Origin of the sequence: Streptomyces sp. NPDC057136, from assembly GCF_042670885.1 — a bacterium.
Classification (GTDB): Bacteria; Actinomycetota; Actinomycetes; order Streptomycetales; family Streptomycetaceae; genus Streptomyces.
On the sequence record NZ_JBHUUV010000001.1, the window covers coordinates 353,567 to 369,055 of the forward strand.

The window sequence follows — 15,489 nt, forward strand, 5'->3', positions numbered from 1 at the left end:
GCACTCCGGCTCAGCCCTTGTCGTCCGGCGTCGGCGTATCGCTCTCGGCCGTCCTGCGGGGCCGAGGTGGAGCCGCTCGCCTGGCGGGGGCCTTCTTCGCCGCGGCCTTCTTGACCGTGGGCGGGCGGGAGTTGTTCTCGGCCGTCTGCTCCTCGGGAGCTGCAGGGACAACAGGAGCGACGGGAGCCGCAGGAGCCGCATTCGCCCTGTCCACCCCGTCCGCCCGAGGCGGCACCGGAGCCCCGGGCGCCCCGAACGGGAGCACCCGTACCGTGCGTTCCTCCACCGGCTTCGCCGGGACCGGCTTCTCTCGACCCTCGATCACCACCAGCGATGCCTGGTAGGCCACCGACAGGGTGTAGGGGGTCTGGTGCAGCATTCCCCAGAGCTTGGACGTCTCGTCGACGTCCATGACCGTCGGCGTGAAACGCACCTTCTGCAGTGAGGCCGCCAGATCACTGCCCGCCAGATACGGCCGCTCAGCGGCCAGCTCGATCAATTCCCGCGGCAGCACGGGCATTTCGTGCAACGTGCGGATCACGCATCCCAGCAGCCGCTGCCCGACCAGCTCCGTCTCCTCCCCGTACGCGCTGATCACGTAGTGCAGGTCCAGCGGCGCGGCCGCCCGGTTGCGCAGGGTGCCGTCGGAGGCGCGCGTCGGCAGGTCGTTGTTGCGCATTCCGGCGTTCGGCGTCACCTGGTAGAGGAACACCGTGATGGTCGGCTCGCTCGGTGGCTCCGACGGCGGTTTACGGGTCTCCACCTTGACCGCGATGTCCATCTCGGGCCCCAGATTGCTCTCGATCAGCAGGGCGAGCGCCTGGGTGACCGTGGCGACGGCGAGTGCGTTGCTCATGTCGTCAATCCCTCTTCCCGCCGCGCGACAGGTAGTCGTCCAGAGTCAGTACGGGGGCCGGCCGGCCGGTCTGCTGTGCGGGGCGCCCGGCCGGTGAACCGTTCGCACCGGGCTGCGGTGCCGCGCTGACCTCCAGCCGGCCGATCTGTACGTGCACGACGCGTTCGGCCGGGCGCGGCGCGCGCCGCCCCACCGAGCCGAACGCCGCACCGCGCGCGGCAGCGGTGTCGGAGTCGCGTGGCGCGGGAAGTGCGGCCGCACGCGCCGGTGCTGCGGCCACCGGTGCGGGTCCGGCCGCCACAGCGGGCGCCGACGTCGCGCCGTCCGGCGTGGACGGCCTTCCCCGGCGTACCGCACGCGCGCCCTCCGACCCACCGGGCCCGGCCGTCGGCGACGGGGCGGACGGGGGCCGCAGCAGTGGTGCGGGGGCCGGTACTGCGGGCCGGACCGGCTGCCCCGGCTCGCCGGACTGCGGAGCCTGCTCCGTGCGCACCACAGTGTGCCGCTCCGTGCGCACCTCCCGGCCCGGCCGCAGCGACCGGGGCCGGTCCGGGGCGGTCGCCGGAGCGGAGGGGATCAGCGCGGCCGGCTCGTCCGGCTCGGGCGGCCCGTGCCGCAGCGCCTCGGCCCGCTCGAACGGGCCGGCCAGTCGCGGCCGCACCCGCACCCGCGCACCGGAGTCGCCGGTGCCGTCGGCCGCGGCCACCGGCGTGTACCGGGCGAGCAGCCGGTCGAAGTAGTCAGGCATCGGTGCACAGCTCCAGGTAGTAACGACGCCGAATGGGGCTGAGCGCCAGAATTTCCGGCTCGCTCCACCCGTAGGCGGTGGCGAGCAGATGGACATCGAGCAACAAGTCCCTTGCCCAGGTGTCCAGTTCGGTCCACAAGTAGAAGGTGATGTCCAGCTCGGCCGGGGTGGCCTCACCGCATTCGGGGCACGCCACGTTCAGCGTCACCTCGGCCGTCGGGTCCGCCTCGGCGGCCTTCTCGGCGATGAGCCGCTCCACCCGTTCGGGCAGCAGAGCCGCCAACTGCTCCGCGGCGACGGGCTCCCCGCCGCGCAGGGCACGCACCGTGCAGTCGGTCACGAGCATCCGACGGGCCTCGGCAGGAGAAGCGGCTGCGCCGGCCGCCGCGAGGTCGGCGACGGTGGGCAGCCGGAACTCGACCACCCAGTCGTCCTCCGCCACCCGCAGCGGCCGGTCCCCCGCCACCGGACGTGCACCCAGTGCACCGGCGTCGAGGTCGAACTCCATGGCCTCACCGCAGGCACCGCACTCGACCCGCACCTGCATCCGCTCACCGAACAGCGACCGGCGCAGCGCGAACAGATCCGCTTCCCGCTCGCCGACCGGCACCGACAGCAACTCGTCGGTGCCGGCCCCCGGGCGGGCCGCCCGGTGCAGCAGCAGCGACTTCTCCGCGGCCCCCAGGGGCAGCCCGGTCTCCCAGGCGGCCAGTAGCTCGGCGGGCCCCACCGGGGCTGTCCCAGGGATCACGGTGACGTTCAGGCCGGGTGGGTGAACGACGGCTCGACCGGTTCCGGAATCTCGTAGTCCCGCTCCCAGCCCTCGCACTCCAGCTTCACGCTCTGGATGGCGACGGCATTGGCGTTCGCATCGAGCTCGCCGATGACCTGGTACTCGCTGACCCAGGCCCGGTACAGCTTGTGCGAGACGGCCACCTGCCCGGCCTCGTTGAGGACCTGGATGATGATGTCCTTGCGGAAGTCCCGGAGCGAGACCTCCGAGCCGAGCCCGGCGCCGACCTGCCAGACCTTGTTGGCCCACCGGTCGAATTCGGGGTCGTGGGTGACACCGCGCTCGAGTGTGACGCCCTCGAATTCGGAGCGGCCCGGCGACTTGCGCGGTGAGCTCGGGTCGCCGCCGTGGCGGTGCTTGACCACCTCGGTGGTGCGCTTCAGGGGACTGATTTTGCTGATGCCCGCGACCGTTCGACCGTCCCAGAGGACCAGGAACTTGAAATTCTTGTAGGGGTCGAAGCGATGGGCGTTTATCTGGAACTCAGCCATCGGTTTCCTTCGTGTTCCTTTGCTTGGTTACGAGAGGGAGAACTCGCCGGCGACCTGCTGGATCTTGACGATCACGAACTCCGCAGGCTTGACGGGCGCGATGCCGATGACGACGTTGACCACTCCGCGCTCGATGTCGGCGTCGGTGGTGGTGTCCTTGTCGCACTTCACGAAGTACGCCTCGCGCGGTGTGCCGCCCTTGAACGCACCCTGCCGGAACAGGTCGTTGAGATAGGCCGAGGCCTTCAGCCGGATCTGCTGCCACAGCTGCTCGTCGTTGGGTTCGAAGACGACCCACTGCAGACCGCGGAAGAGGCTCTCCTCGACATGCAGCGCGAGCCGGCGCACCGGTACGTACTTCCACTCGCTGTCGAGCGCGTCCGCGCCCTCGAGCGTGCGGGCGCCCCACACCAGCGGACCCACCACGGGGAAGGTGCGCAGGCAGTTCACGCCCAGCGGATTGAGCAGCCCGTTCTCCCGGTCGGTCAGCTTGACCGTCAGCGACCGGACACCGGCGAGTCGCGCATCGGTCCCGGCCGGCGCCTTCCATACACCGCGCTCGCCGTCGGTACGGGCGATGACCCCGGCGACGGCACCCGACGGCGGGAAGGAACGCAGCCGTCCGGTCAGCGGGTCCGTCAGCTGCAGATGCGGGAAGTACAGCCCCGCGTGGTTGCTGCGTACGGGTTCGAAGGCGCCGATCCCGGCCCGTGCGGCGTCGACGCTGCCCCACGTGGAGGGAGAGTCGACGAGCAGGAAGATCCGTCGCTCCCGGCAGAGCTGCTCGGCCGCGGACAGCACGGTGACCATGTCCTCGGTGGACTCGTACGCCGAGAGTTCCGGCAGGGCCAGCAGGTTGACGTCGTCCACGTCGCGCAGCGCCTGCACGCCGGTCTTGCGCGCCTCGCTGCCGATGAGGTCGCGCGGCCCGGGCGGATCGCCGTCCTTGCCGCCCTTCAGCGGGAAGACGGGCGGGTTGACCGAGGCCTCAAGACCCAGGTCGTTGGCGCACTCACCGACGAAGCGGACCACGTCGTCCGGGTCGACGGACCCGGCGACGACCTGGAGCCGCCGGCCGAAGGCGGTGACCTCGGCCCCGGCGAAGGCGTGCTTCCCCGGGGCGTCGGGCAGCGCGCGCAGCTTGCGTTCCAGCAGAAGCGCCAGCTCGGTGACGTTGGTCGGCGGCTCACCGTCACGGTCGGGCTCGTGGAGCGTGAACTCACGCTCCACATCGCCGATCTTGACCTTCAACTCGACTTCCAGGTCCGGCAGTTCCGCCGCGAAGGGCTTGGAGACCGTGCCGGACGGGTCGGGCCGGTCCTCGTCGAGGACCTTCACCCGGACGAGGGAGGAACCCGCGTTGACGACTGTCTCGACGAAGCGGCCGTGGCCGGCGTTCATCGAAAGGCCGGTGAAGGACTCGCGCGCTCCGCCGCGCGCGTCGAGGATCTGGAGATTGAACGTCTTGTCCGGAGCCGGGGTGTCGTGGTCAATGGCCACCCGCAGGCCCGAGCCCCAGACGCCGGGCTCCTTCGCGTGCACCTCCAGCACCGGGCACTCGCTGTGCCCCTCGGTGGAGTGGAGCGTGACGCACGCTTCCTCACCGGTGCCGGCCTTGGCCACCCGGACGACGACCGCTTGGGTACCGCCGTTACCGAAGAACTGGTGCACCGCGTAACTGACAGCGCTCTGCGAGGTGAGTCCGCCGAAGCGGCGCTCGAAGTCGGCGAAGCTGGTGACCCGCACCGGTTGGTTGAGCGGACCCCGGCGGGTGTGCCCGACGAACGCGGTCACCGAGGTGGTGACCGAGGCGATGGTACGGATGCTGCTGGGAAGTTCTTCGATGTAAACGCCGGGATAGCCCATGTGCGTCGGCATTCCCCCTCCATTCCCTTCGCGCACCAAGAGATGAGAGAGGATGTGAAGGAATTGCGCGCATGCGTCGATTCCGCATGAACGATCCCCTTGTGTTTCCCCCGCCGTTCACCCCGTGCGATATCGGTCTCGCAGGGCCATCCGCATGCAAATGCGCTCGTGGCTCCTGATGCATGAGTGCCTCTTGGAAGTCTGTTATCGCGCCCAGGGACCGGTCAAGGAGCGTTTCAGTCATCCGGCGATCATTGCCGGCGAAATCGGCCACGGATCATTCGCGGTGGTCAGAGGATTTCCGCAGCGGAATATGAAGACCGAATTCACGATCACTTCACAGTAAAGTCAAGATCGAACGGAGAAACAAGCCGAATGGGCTCGATGACGGCGCGCCGCCTTGCGTCCCACTCGCGAGGAATAGTCACTTTGTCCGGTTCTCGGCCGGAGTGCTGGGGCCGGACAGGGAGTCCGGGGGCCGCCGGTGCGGGGCGACAGGTACCGTAGGGAGAACGATTTCGTAGACCTCCTGGCGGGCTGCGTACACCCAGGAGGAACACATGACGACCAACCGCGGACGCAAGGACGTGATCCGGGACCGGATGGCGGCGACCGGCGAGTCGTACAACGTTGCCGCCCGGAACCTCAAGGCCATGAAGGACATGGGCGCCACCCGGGAGGCCCTCCTCGTCCAGCACTGGCGCCCTGCCGACTCCCTCGACGTGCCCTGCCCGTGCGGCGGAACCTGCGAGCCGGGCGAGACGTGCGACCGCTGCCACGCCAGGCACCGGCATGTGAAGCGGTATCCGGGCAGCGTCACGGACGTGGAGACCTGGGCCGACCGCTACGAGTGCACCGGCTGCCCGTCCTCGTACACCCTCACCGTGCAGCTGACCGGTCGCCCCTGGGGCGTTGCCGAGACGGTCATCCAGGGCGGGGCGGCGGAATCGGTCGTCCGGGCCCGGGTCTTCCCAGGGGTCGTCCACCCGCTGCTGCGCCCCGAGGCCCCCGAGGAAGACTGACTCCGGGGCCCCGGATGCGAAAGTCCGGCGTCGGCTGTCCGGCTCAGCTCTCGTCCGGCGCCAGCGTCAGCGAGATCGAGTTGATGCAGTACCGCTGATCGGTGGGCGTCGGATAGCCCTCGCCCTCGAAGACATGCCCCAGGTGCGAACCGCAGCGCGCGCAGCGCACCTCGGTGCGGACCATGCCGTGGGTGCTGTCCTGGATCAGCTCGACCGCGTCCGTGTCCTTCGGGTCGAAGAAGGACGGCCAGCCGCAGTGCGAGTCGAACTTGGTGTCCGAGCGGAACAGCTCGGCGCCGCACGCCCGGCAGGAGTAGACGCCCTCGGTCTTGGTGTCGGTGTACTCGCCCCGGAAGGCGGGCTCGGTGCCTGCCTGGCGCAGCACGGCGTACTCGGCGGGGGACAGCTCCGCCCGCCATTGCTCGTCCGGCTTCTCGATGTCGTACGCCACAGTGGCTCCCTCAGCTCGACAGGTGGTCCAGGATCTGCGGGCCGAGGTCCGTGACGTCGCCCGCTCCCATGGTGAGAACGAGGTCACCGGGCTTCGCCATTCCCGCGATGACCTCGGGGATCGTCGCCTTGTCGTGGACGGCGACGACGTCCGCTCCGGCGGCCTTCGCCGCGTCGACGATCAGGGTGCTGGTGATACCCGGGATCGGGTCCTCGCGGGCCGGGTAGATGTCGAGGACCACGGAGGCGTCGGCGAGCGCGAGGGCCTGACCCATCTCGGTGCCGAGCTCCTGGGTGCGGGAGAACAGGTGGGGCTGGAAGACGACGAGGAGGCGGGCGTCGGACGCGGCGCCGCGCATGGCTTCGAGGTCGGCGGTCATCTCGGTGGGGTGGTGCGCGTAGGAGTCGATGACCTGGACGCCCGCCGCCTCGCCCTTGAGCTGGAGGCGCCGCTTGACCCCGGTGTACTTGCCGAGGGCCGAGGCGAGGTTGTGCGCGGGGATACCGAGGGCCACACCGGCGGCGAGGGCGGCCACCGCGTTGTGGGCGTAGTGGCTGCCGGGCACGGAGACGGTGAAGGTGAGGTACTTCCCCTTCAGTACGACCGTGACCTCGCTGGTCAGGCCGCGCGGGGTGACCTTGTGGACGCGTACGTCGGCGGTCGGCGCGGAGCCGTAGGTGACGACGTTCAGGGTGGAGATGTCACGGACCCGCTGGACCAGCTCGACGGCGCCCGGCTGGTCGGCGGAGACGACCAGGGTGCCCCCGGGGACGACCTTGCCGACGAACGTCTCGAAGGAGTCGTAGATCTCGTCCATCGAGGCGTAGTTCGCGTGGTGGTCCAGCTCGACGTTGAGGACGATCGCGACCTCGGGGTCGTACTTCTGGAAGCTGCGGTCGCTCTCGTCGGCCTCGGCGACGAAGATCTCGCCTTCGCCGTGCCTGGCGTTGGTGCCGGGACCCTCCAGGTCGCCGCCGATGGCGTACGAGGGGTCGAGGCCCAGTTCGGACAGGGCGACGGCGAGCATCGACGTGGTGGTCGTCTTGCCGTGCGTACCGGCGACGGCGATCGCGCGCAGGCCCTCCATGAGGGAGGCGAGAGCGTCGGAGCGGTGCACGACCGGGACCGAGAGCTCGGCGGCGCGGACCAGCTCGGGGTTGTCGGAGCGGATGGCGCTGGAGACGACCACACAGGTGGCGTCGTCGGCCAGATGACCGGCGGCGTGCCCGATGTGGACGGTCACCCCCAGCGCCCGCAGCGCCTCGGCGGTGGCGGACTCCTTGGAGTCGCTGCCCGCCACCTTCGCGCCCCGCTGGGCGAGGATCTTCGCGATGCCCGACATTCCGGCGCCGCCGATGCCGATGAAGTGCGGCCGTTCAAGGGCGGCAGGAATTCCGGGTGCCATGCGCGTGTCTCCCAGGGTCGAGGCTAGTAACGGTCCCCCAGCCTATTCGCTGTGCGCGAAGAGCTTGAGCACCGGTACGCCGACCTTGTGACGGGCCCGGGAGGCCCAGTCGCGGTGGAAGAACTCCTCCACGTAGTGCGGTGCGGTCAGCACGATGACCTCGTCCGCGCTCGCCTCTACGACGACGGTCTTCAGCTTGTCGAGGGGGTGGTCCTCGACCACCTGTCCGACCGCGTCGGAGCCGGCCTTGCGCAGCGCCTGGAGCGAGAACTCGAGAGCCAGTTGGGCAGGCTCACGGGCCGCTCTGCCCTCCGGTTGCTCCCCCTCGCGGGTCGCTTCCTTCAGTTCGCCGAGCGCCACGTCGTCGATCGCGCGCAGGAGTACGTCGGCCTGGTCGCCCCGCGGCTGCATCAGTACGACGAACGAGATCCGCTCCTCGCCGTGGAGGGTGGTGACGAATTCCACGTCCTCCGGGGTGAGGGGCTTCTCGATCATCAAAACGCTTGTGAACACGACAGGCGCCCTTCCGCTTTGTCTCATCGACCGTGACGGTCGCTGCTGAAACCATCCTTCCCCGCGATCGCACGGGGTCTGCAGAAGTAAGTGTGCCCATCGGGAGCTAACCGGAACGGGAAATTCCGCTACTTGTCAGAACTCGTGTCAACACGTGCCCCGTGTCCACGCGTGCCGACTCCCATGTCCCCACGTGCCGGACCCGGTGTCAGCGAGACCGGTCACGGCGGTACCGGGTGAAGAGGAACCCGTCCTCCTCCAGCATCGACGTCAGGGCGAATCGTTCCGGCACACCCACCGAGAGGCCCACCGCGATCCGCTGCGCGTCTCCGGCGGACAGCATCGGGGACATGGTCAGACAGAGCTCGTCCAGCGCGTCGGCCGCCACGAACTGGCCGAGCAGCCTCGGCCCGCCCTCCGTCAGCAGCCGGGTCAGACCGCGGGCAGCCAGCTCGCGGACCGCACGCTCCGGAGCGACCCCGGCGCCCTCACCTGCGACGACGACCTGGACGCCCGCCCGCTCGGCCTCCTGGACGCGGTCGGAGGGGGCGCCCGCGCCGGTCAGGACGAGGGTCGGGACGAGGGGCGAGGTGAACAGCGGAAGCGAGAAGTCCAGGTCCAGGCTCGCGCTCACCACGGCGATCGCGGGGGCGGGGGCCTGGCCGGCCGCCGCACGCCGCGCGGCGAAGGCTTCCCGGGCCCTGGCCGGCCGGTAGCCCTCCAGGCGCACGGTCTCCGCACCGACCACCACCACGTCGGCCAGGCCGCGCAGCGTGCCGAAGATCCGCATGTCGGTCGCGCAGGAGATGCCCTGGGAGCGGCCGTCGTGCTGGGCGGCGCCGTCCAGGGTGGACACCATGTTGGCGCGCAGCCACGGACCGTCCCTCTCCGGATAGGCATAGGCCTCGGCCAGCTGTTCGAGACTCCACTCGCCGTCGCCGGCCGCGGTCGTCGGGGCGGTCGCGGTGGCCACCAGGCCGGTCTCGTCGGTTGTCAGGTCCGTCACAGGGAGCAGGCGTCGCATGCAAAGCAGTCTGGCACGGCCCTTAAGGTGGCGAGTTGTGTCGTCATCCACCGCCGTTCCGGGGCAGAGCCCCATAGCTGAAGCGGCCCCGCTGTCCCTGTGCGCCCGTGCGCCACGCGTTCCCGCCGACCGTCTGGTCGCCGAGATGGTGCCGCCACCGCGCTTCGATTCGGTGCGCTTCGAGACGTACGTCCCCGACCCGAACCAGCCGAGCCAGACCGAAGCGGTCAGGGTGCTGAGCGAGTTCGCGGGCGGCCTCGGCGGTGCGCACGCCACCGGGAGCGGGAAACGGAAGTGGTTCGGCCGGAAGGCGCCCGTTGCTCCGACCGGGCCACGCGGGGTCTATCTCGACGGTGGTTACGGCGTCGGCAAGACCCACCTGCTGGCCTCCCTCTGGCACGCCACGCCCGCCGCTCCTTCGCTGAAGGCGTTCGGCACGTTCGTCGAGCTGACCAATCTGGTCGGCGCGCTGGGCTTCCAGCAGACCGTGCAGACGCTCAGCGGGCACCGACTGCTCTGCATCGACGAATTCGAACTCGACGACCCGGGCGACACGGTGCTGGTGTCCTCGCTGCTCAGCAGGCTGGTCGAGGCGGGGGTCGCGCTGGCCGCCACTTCCAACACGCTGCCCGGCAAGCTCGGCGAGGGCCGCTTCGCCGCCGCCGACTTCCTCCGCGAGATCCAGGGGCTCTCCTCGCACTTCCGGCCGCTGCGGATCGACGGCGAGGACTACCGCCACCGCGGGCTGCCCGAGGCTCCGCCGCCCTACTCCGACGAGCAGGTCACCAGGGCCGCGTACGCCACGCCGGGCGCCGCCCTCGACGACTTCCCCGGTCTGCTCGACCACCTGGCCCGGGTCCACCCGAGCCGCTACGGGGCGATGACGGACGACATCAGCGCGGTCTGCCTCACCGGTGTGGAGCCGGTGCCGGACCAGTCGACGGCGCTGCGGCTCGTGGTCCTCGCGGACCGGCTCTACGACCGGGAGGTACCGGTGCTCGCCTCGGGGCTCCCCTTCGACAAGCTGTTCAGCGACGAGATGCTGAACGGCGGGTATCGGAAGAAGTACTTCCGAGCCATCTCCCGGCTGACGGCCCTGGCGCGTGACGCAAAGGGGCTGGTGGCGCAGTAGGTTCGGGGGCGTACCACCGTACGGGGCACCTTCGGGAGCCTCGTACGTCCCGTACAACCGCGCACACCGTTTGAAGGGAATCCAGCATGGCTACCACGCGTCAGGCGCACACGGTCTGGGAAGGCAACCTGATCGAGGGCGAGGGCGTCGTCACCTTCGACTCCTCCGGCATCGGCGAGTACGCGGTCTCCTGGCCGTCGCGCGCGGAGAAGGCGAACGGCAAGACCAGCCCGGAGGAGCTCATCGCCGCGGCGCACTCCAGCTGCTTCTCGATGGCGCTCTCGGGCGGCCTGGCCAAGGCCGGCACCCCGCCGACCCGGCTGAACACCCAGGCCGACGTGACCTTCCAGCCCGGTACGGGCATCACCGGCATCCACCTCACCGTCCAGGGCGAGGTACCCGGTCTCGACGAGGCGGGCTTCGTGAAGGCCGCCGAGGACGCCAAGGCCAACTGCCCGGTCAGCCAGGCCCTGACGGGCACGACGATCACGCTGACCGCTTCCCTGGCCTGATCGCACGGGCACCTGGGACCACTGACGCCCCAGGTGCCACCACGTGGCTCAGTGGCCCGCATGGTTCCCACGCGGCAACACGCGTGCTACACACATGCGGGTCACTTCACCTGTCCGCCAACAGGGAGTTGCCTCATGTCTTCAGCATCGTCACGCCCCGCGACACGACGTCAGGTCCTGGCCGGCAGCGCCGCCGCCGCCGTCTCGGTCGCCTTCACCGGAGCGTTCTCCGAACTCTTCGCGGGCACGTCGGCCGCCGTGGGCCACAGCGGTTACGGCCCGCTCGTCCCCGATCCGGACGGTCTGCTCGATCTGCCGAAGGGCTTCCGCTATCGGGTGCTCTCCCGGCAGGGCGACGAGCTCCGTTCGGGTGAGGGCCTCGTTCCCGGCAACCACGACGGAATGGCGGCCTTCCAGGGCCACCGCGGCCGCATCCATCTCGTACGCAATCACGAGAACCGGGCAACCGCCGCGCTCGCGGTCCCCACGGTCGAGGGCCTCACCTACGACCCGATGGGCAAAGGCGGCTGTACGGCCCTGGAGCTCGACAGCCGCAACACGGTCCTCGGCGAACGCGTCGCCATCGCCGGTACGGCGGTGAACTGCGCCGGTGGCCCGACCCCCTGGAACACCTGGCTGACCTGCGAGGAGACCGAGGACAAGGCCGGCACGAACGGCTACACCAAGGACCACGGCTTCGTCTTCGAGGTGGACGGCGCCGATCCGCGCCGTACCGGAGCCGTACCGCTCACCGCGATGGGCCGCTTCCAGCACGAGGCCGTCGCCATCGATCCGCGCCGCGGGATCGTGTACGAGACGGAGGACGCGTTCCAGCGGCCGTTCGGGCTCTTCTACCGCTTCCTGCCCGAGAAGCCGCTCGGCGGGCGCGGCTCGCTGCGGGCCGGTGGCGCGCTGGAGGCCATGCGGGTGCCCGGCGTGCCCGACCTCTCCGCCGTCCAGGAGACCGGGGCGAGCTTCGGCGGGGTCGAGTGGGTACCCGTACCCGATCCGCTGGCGGCCGAGACCCCGATCCGGCTCCAGGACTTCGGCCCGAAGGGCATCACGCACGCCCAGAAGCTGGAGGGCTGCTACTGGGGCGGGTCGTCGGTCTACTTCGTCTCCAGCTTCGCGCGCCGCTCGGAGGGCTCGTCCGGCGACCACTACGGGCAGGTGTGGCGGTACGAGCCGCAGCGGCGCCGTCTCACGCTGGTGGTCGTCTTCGGCCCGGACACGGACATCCAGCTGCCCGGCGAGTCCCCCGACAACATCTGTCTGTCGGCGGACGGCGGGCTGATGGTGTGCGAGGACGGCAACGGGGCCCAGTACGTGCTCGGGGTGACACGGCAGGGCGAGGTGTACACGATGGCGCGCGGCCGGCAGAACACGGGCACGCCGGAGGAGCCGGAGTGGGGCGAATTCGCCGGATCGACCTTCTCGCCGGACGGCCTGACGATGTATCTGAACTGCTATACGCCGGGGACGACCTTCGCGGTGACGGGACCGTGGCGCTGACCGGCTGAACCCCGGGGTTGGCGGGGCCGTACGGTCCCGCCCCCAGCCCCCAGCCCCGGCCCCCGGCCCCCGGCCCCCGTAACAGCGGTGTAATCCCTTGGCCGCACGCTGTCAAAAAATGCCTGACTCAATGCTCTCCACTGGACTGACCAGCACCGGAGGGCATGCCATGGACGATTCACCGCAGGTTCGGACCGCGCATCCCGTGGACCGCCGGCCGCCCCTCGGGAAGCTGGCGGTCTTCGGGTTCCAGCACGTCCTGATCATGTACACCGGCTGCGTCACCGTACCGCTGGTCTTCGGCGCGGCGGCCGGGCTCTCCACCTCCACCATCGGTCTGCTGATCAACGCGGATCTCCTCGTCGCCGGTCTGATCACGCTGATCCAGAGCCTCGGTATCGGCAAGGTCTTCGGCATAAGGCTGCCGATCGTGACCGGTGCGACCTTCGCATCGGTGACGCCGATGATCCTGATCGCGGGCGAGTACGGCATGCAGGCGGTCTACGGATCGATGCTCGCCGCCGGAATCTTCGGACTGCTGATAGCCGTGCCGTTCGCCCGGCTGGTGCGGTTCTTCCCGCCGCTGGTGAGCGGCGTGGTGATCACGGTCGTCGGGCTCTCGCTGATCGGCGTTGCCGCGGGACTGATCACCGGCAATGATCCGGAGGCCGCAGACCACGCCTCGACGACCCGGCTCGCACTGGCGGCGGGCGTCGTCCTCTTCATCGTGCTGTTCGCCCGCTTCGTCCGCGGTTTCGCCGGGCAGATCGGCGTTCTTATCGCGCTCGTCGTGGGCACCCTGGTCGCGATCCCGCTGGACCTGACGGACTTCTCCGGGGCCTCGGGGGCGGACTGGGTGGGACTCGCCGCACCGTTCCACTTCGGTGCGCCGCAGTTCCCGCCGTCCGCGGTGATCTCCATGTGTGTCGTGATGCTGGTGATCTTCACCGAGTCGACCGCCACGATGATGGCGGTGGGCGAGTCGACCGGACGGCCCGTCACCGACAAGGATCTGGCCCGGGGGCTCGCCGCCGATGGTCTGTCCGGTGTGCTCGGCGGCACGATGAACGCCTTCATGGACACCGTCTTCACGCAGAACGTCGGCCTCATCCGGCTGACGAAGGTCTCCAGCCGCTACGTCACCGCGGTGGCCGGCGGCATGCTGGTCGTCCTCGGCCTCATCCCCCGGCTCGGCGAACTGGTGGCCGCGCTGCCGGGTCCGGTGGTCGGTGCGGCGGGCCTGGTGCTGTTCGCCACGGTCACGATGGTCGGCGTCAATACCTTGCGCCGGGTCGATCTGGATCAGGGGCACAACATGACGATCGCGGCGGTGGCGCTCGGGGTGGGCCTGCTGCCGGAGGTCTCCGAGGGCATCTACGACGACTTCCCCTCCTGGGCGCAGATCGTGGTGGGCAGCGGCATCACGAGTGCCGCGTTCGCCGCGTTCCTGCTGAACCTCCTTTTCCATCACACCTCTTGGAGCGGGGAGAAGCCGGTGCCGAGTGAGGCGGTGCCGGGTTCACCCATCGCGGCTGCGACGGACGTGGCTGCCGTTCCCGCGCAGGCGGGGGCCGTCAAGGCTTCGACGACCGAGTGAATCCGGGGGCTGCCCGGCGGCGCGGGAGCGCCGCTGGCGGCTCGCCAACGGGTGATCGGTTACGTTCCGGGAGTGACCACCTTTGTACGGAAAATGACGTCACTGATCGTTTTTGGGGCGGTACTCGGAAGTGGCCTCTTCGGCTGCGGGAGCCCGGAGGGGCCTCGTACCGACGGCCCCCGGACCGCGACCCATGCCCCGTCACGCTCTCCGGCGGCGACTCCCTCCGCCACCCCCTCCGCTCCGGCGGGTGCGCTCGCGTCGATGCCGGCCGGGCGGAAGCCGCCCACGATGGCGCCGGGGCCGGCCGGTCTGACCCCGGTCTTCAAGCGCGGCCCACGCGGGAAGACGGGCGGCGCCCGGTCCCACGACAAGGTCGTGGCCCTGACCTTCGACGCGGACATGACCGCGGATCAGGGGCCGCGTGCCGCCTCCGGCGAGCGCTTCGACAACCCCGAACTGATCGCGCTGCTGCGCCGGCTGAAGGTCCCTTCGACGGTCTTCATGACGGGCCGGTGGGCGCAGGAGTATCCGGCGCAGGCCCGGTCGATCGGCACCGATCCGCTGTTCGAGATCGCCAACCACTCGTACCGGCACTACGCCTTCACATCCCCCTGCTACGGCCTGCCGGTGGTTGAGGAGGCGGACATGCGCGACGACGTGCGGCGCGCCTTCGCCGCGTTCCGGAAGGCGGGGGCGCGCAACGTGGTGCCGTACTTCCGCTTCCCCGGCGGCTGCTACGACGAGGCGGCACTGCGCACGCTGGCCTCGGAGAAGGTGACGGCGGTGCAGTGGGACGTCGTCAGCGGTGACGCGTTCGCGAAGGACGCGGACGCGGTGGCCGAGCAGGTGCTGGCGGGGGTGACACCGGGATCGCTGGTGGTCATGCACTGCACACGCAGCGCGGCACCGGTGACCGACGAGGCCGTGAAGCGGGTGGTGCCGGAGCTGCGCGCGCGTGGCTACCGGTTCGTGAAAGTCTCCGAGCTGATGCGGGACTGAGTCCCCGGCGGCGCCTCAGCCGGTGCAGGCCGTGCGCTCCGCTTCCCGCCACTCGCACACCGGGCACAGGGTGATGCCCTTGGCCGACTCCGGATACTCGGTCGGCTTGCGGCACAGTACGCATTCGGCGAACGGAGGACCCGCGTCCGTGCCCGTGGTCACCGGCTCAGGTGCGGGAGTCTCGCAGTACGAATCGTCCATACGTACGAGGGTACTCACTCGCGCACCGAGGTGAGCCGGCAGACGAGGGCGGCCACCGCGGCAGCGATCGCGACGGCACCGGCCAGCGGCAGGACCGGCAGGCGCACCGTCCCGGAGAGCGATCCGGAGACCAGTCCCGTCACCGCGTACTTCGCCGGTGAACCACTGGTCACCAGGGCGAGCAGGACGCCCAGCACGGTGGCCGCCACCGACCAGCCCCTGCGGTGCAGCACCGGCCGGGTGCACAGGGCCCCGACCGCCGCCCCCACCAGGGCGCAGCACACGGCGGCGAGCAGCCGGGCGAGTCCGGTCGCCGTGAACGGCAGGGCTGCAGGTAAGCGCTCGGGGACGTACGACGTGCGCG

The 15,489-nt window shown here is 70.2% G+C and carries 17 protein-coding genes; 6 read left to right on the forward strand and 11 right to left on the reverse strand.

The features are described 5' to 3' along the window. Positions 1 to 10: 10 nt before the first annotated feature. From ACFT7S_RS01660 to ACFT7S_RS01680, 5 genes are read right to left on the reverse strand one after another with little or no spacing between them, the layout of a single operon-like run. Positions 11 to 856 carry a DUF4255 domain-containing protein gene (locus tag ACFT7S_RS01660; RefSeq protein ID WP_382725446.1) on the reverse strand — a complete coding sequence of 282 codons (846 nt, stop codon included), beginning with the start codon at positions 854 to 856 and terminating at the stop codon, positions 11 to 13. 4 nt (positions 857 to 860) lie between these two features. Continuing rightward, positions 861 to 1,604 carry a hypothetical protein gene (locus tag ACFT7S_RS01665; RefSeq protein ID WP_382725448.1) on the reverse strand — a complete coding sequence of 248 codons (744 nt, stop codon included), beginning with the start codon at positions 1,602 to 1,604 and terminating at the stop codon, positions 861 to 863. After that, the gene (locus ACFT7S_RS01670) at positions 1,597 to 2,355 is read right to left on the reverse strand and encodes a hypothetical protein (protein ID WP_382725450.1); all 759 of its coding nucleotides are present in this window, start codon (positions 2,353 to 2,355) and stop codon (positions 1,597 to 1,599) included. The genes ACFT7S_RS01665 and ACFT7S_RS01670 overlap by 8 nt, the downstream gene beginning before the upstream one ends. An 8-nt stretch (positions 2,356 to 2,363) precedes the next feature. Beyond that, the gene (locus ACFT7S_RS01675) at positions 2,364 to 2,888 is read right to left on the reverse strand and encodes a phage tail protein (protein WP_033300128.1); all 525 of its coding nucleotides are present in this window, start codon (positions 2,886 to 2,888) and stop codon (positions 2,364 to 2,366) included. A 27-nt stretch (positions 2,889 to 2,915) separates the two neighbouring features. Further along, positions 2,916 to 4,766, reverse strand: coding sequence for a phage tail sheath family protein (locus tag ACFT7S_RS01680; RefSeq protein WP_382725454.1), 1,851 nt, complete (start codon positions 4,764 to 4,766; stop codon positions 2,916 to 2,918). A 548-nt stretch (positions 4,767 to 5,314) separates the two neighbouring features. Here ACFT7S_RS01680 and ACFT7S_RS01685 point away from each other — a divergent pair. Further along, positions 5,315 to 5,776, forward strand: coding sequence for a hypothetical protein (locus tag ACFT7S_RS01685; protein WP_382725457.1), 462 nt, complete (start codon positions 5,315 to 5,317; stop codon positions 5,774 to 5,776). Between the two features lie 43 nt (positions 5,777 to 5,819). Here ACFT7S_RS01685 and msrB read toward each other — a convergent pair whose 3' ends face one another. The 4 genes from msrB to ACFT7S_RS01705 form a co-directional block, all read right to left on the reverse strand. Further along, positions 5,820 to 6,227 (reverse strand): peptide-methionine (R)-S-oxide reductase MsrB, encoded by a 408-nt coding sequence (gene msrB, locus ACFT7S_RS01690; protein ID WP_382725460.1) that lies wholly within the window; start codon positions 6,225 to 6,227, stop codon positions 5,820 to 5,822. Positions 6,228 to 6,237: 10 nt separating this feature from the next. Further along, positions 6,238 to 7,632 carry a UDP-N-acetylmuramate--L-alanine ligase gene (gene murC / locus ACFT7S_RS01695; protein ID WP_382725462.1) on the reverse strand — a complete coding sequence of 465 codons (1,395 nt, stop codon included), beginning with the start codon at positions 7,630 to 7,632 and terminating at the stop codon, positions 6,238 to 6,240. Positions 7,633 to 7,674: 42 nt separating this feature from the next. Next, positions 7,675 to 8,127, reverse strand: coding sequence for an indole-3-glycerol phosphate synthase (locus ACFT7S_RS01700; RefSeq protein ID WP_382725465.1), 453 nt, complete (start codon positions 8,125 to 8,127; stop codon positions 7,675 to 7,677). A gap of 226 nt (positions 8,128 to 8,353) precedes the next feature. After that, positions 8,354 to 9,169, reverse strand: a complete 816-nt coding sequence (locus tag ACFT7S_RS01705; RefSeq protein ID WP_382725466.1) for a pyrimidine reductase family protein — start codon at positions 9,167 to 9,169, stop codon at positions 8,354 to 8,356. A 37-nt stretch (positions 9,170 to 9,206) separates the two neighbouring features. Between ACFT7S_RS01705 and zapE the strand changes: the two genes are divergently transcribed. From zapE to ACFT7S_RS01730, 5 genes are all read left to right on the forward strand, one after another. Further along, a complete protein-coding gene (gene zapE / locus ACFT7S_RS01710) occupies positions 9,207 to 10,301 on the forward strand; it encodes a cell division protein ZapE (protein ID WP_382725469.1) in 1,095 nt (364 codons plus the stop codon). 86 nt (positions 10,302 to 10,387) lie between these two features. Beyond that, the gene (locus ACFT7S_RS01715) at positions 10,388 to 10,813 is read left to right on the forward strand and encodes an OsmC family protein (protein WP_382725472.1); all 426 of its coding nucleotides are present in this window, start codon (positions 10,388 to 10,390) and stop codon (positions 10,811 to 10,813) included. 135 nt (positions 10,814 to 10,948) lie between these two features. Beyond that, positions 10,949 to 12,325 (forward strand): alkaline phosphatase PhoX, encoded by a 1,377-nt coding sequence (locus ACFT7S_RS01720; protein ID WP_382725474.1) that lies wholly within the window; start codon positions 10,949 to 10,951, stop codon positions 12,323 to 12,325. A 169-nt stretch (positions 12,326 to 12,494) separates the two neighbouring features. Next, the gene (locus ACFT7S_RS01725; protein WP_382725476.1) at positions 12,495 to 13,922 is read left to right on the forward strand and encodes a nucleobase:cation symporter-2 family protein; all 1,428 of its coding nucleotides are present in this window, start codon (positions 12,495 to 12,497) and stop codon (positions 13,920 to 13,922) included. A 93-nt stretch (positions 13,923 to 14,015) separates the two neighbouring features. Next, positions 14,016 to 14,924 carry a polysaccharide deacetylase family protein gene (locus ACFT7S_RS01730; RefSeq protein WP_382725479.1) on the forward strand — a complete coding sequence of 303 codons (909 nt, stop codon included), beginning with the start codon at positions 14,016 to 14,018 and terminating at the stop codon, positions 14,922 to 14,924. Positions 14,925 to 14,939: 15 nt separating this feature from the next. On the opposite strand, the gene ACFT7S_RS01735 is transcribed toward ACFT7S_RS01730, so the two are convergent. Then, complete coding sequence (locus ACFT7S_RS01735) at positions 14,940 to 15,125, reverse strand: hypothetical protein (RefSeq protein ID WP_382725481.1); 186 nt, start codon at positions 15,123 to 15,125, stop codon at positions 14,940 to 14,942. A 14-nt stretch (positions 15,126 to 15,139) separates the two neighbouring features. Continuing rightward, a complete protein-coding gene (locus ACFT7S_RS01740) occupies positions 15,140 to 15,358 on the reverse strand; it encodes a hypothetical protein (RefSeq protein ID WP_382725484.1) in 219 nt (72 codons plus the stop codon). Between the last annotated feature and the right edge of the window lie 131 nt (positions 15,359 to 15,489).

What these genes read in the sequence shown, in the direction of transcription:
- ACFT7S_RS01660 (WP_382725446.1), bottom strand. Translation starts at nt 856, where the DNA reads ATGAGCAACGCACTCGCCGTCGCCACGGTCACCCAGGCGCTCGCCCTG.
- ACFT7S_RS01665 (WP_382725448.1), bottom strand. Translation starts at nt 1,604, where the DNA reads ATGCCTGACTACTTCGACCGGCTGCTCGCCCGGTACACGCCGGTGGCC.
- ACFT7S_RS01675 (WP_033300128.1), bottom strand. Translation starts at nt 2,888, where the DNA reads ATGGCTGAGTTCCAGATAAACGCCCATCGCTTCGACCCCTACAAGAAT.
- ACFT7S_RS01680 (WP_382725454.1), bottom strand. Translation starts at nt 4,766, where the DNA reads ATGCCGACGCACATGGGCTATCCCGGCGTTTACATCGAAGAACTTCCC.
- ACFT7S_RS01685 (WP_382725457.1), top strand. Translation starts at nt 5,315, where the DNA reads ATGACGACCAACCGCGGACGCAAGGACGTGATCCGGGACCGGATGGCG.
- murC (WP_382725462.1), bottom strand. Translation starts at nt 7,632, where the DNA reads ATGGCACCCGGAATTCCTGCCGCCCTTGAACGGCCGCACTTCATCGGC.
- ACFT7S_RS01700 (WP_382725465.1), bottom strand. Translation starts at nt 8,127, where the DNA reads ATGATCGAGAAGCCCCTCACCCCGGAGGACGTGGAATTCGTCACCACC.
- ACFT7S_RS01705 (WP_382725466.1), bottom strand. Translation starts at nt 9,169, where the DNA reads ATGCGACGCCTGCTCCCTGTGACGGACCTGACAACCGACGAGACCGGC.
- ACFT7S_RS01715 (WP_382725472.1), top strand. Translation starts at nt 10,388, where the DNA reads ATGGCTACCACGCGTCAGGCGCACACGGTCTGGGAAGGCAACCTGATC.
- ACFT7S_RS01720 (WP_382725474.1), top strand. Translation starts at nt 10,949, where the DNA reads ATGTCTTCAGCATCGTCACGCCCCGCGACACGACGTCAGGTCCTGGCC.
- ACFT7S_RS01725 (WP_382725476.1), top strand. Translation starts at nt 12,495, where the DNA reads ATGGACGATTCACCGCAGGTTCGGACCGCGCATCCCGTGGACCGCCGG.
- ACFT7S_RS01730 (WP_382725479.1), top strand. Translation starts at nt 14,016, where the DNA reads ATGACGTCACTGATCGTTTTTGGGGCGGTACTCGGAAGTGGCCTCTTC.
- ACFT7S_RS01735 (WP_382725481.1), bottom strand. Translation starts at nt 15,125, where the DNA reads ATGGACGATTCGTACTGCGAGACTCCCGCACCTGAGCCGGTGACCACG.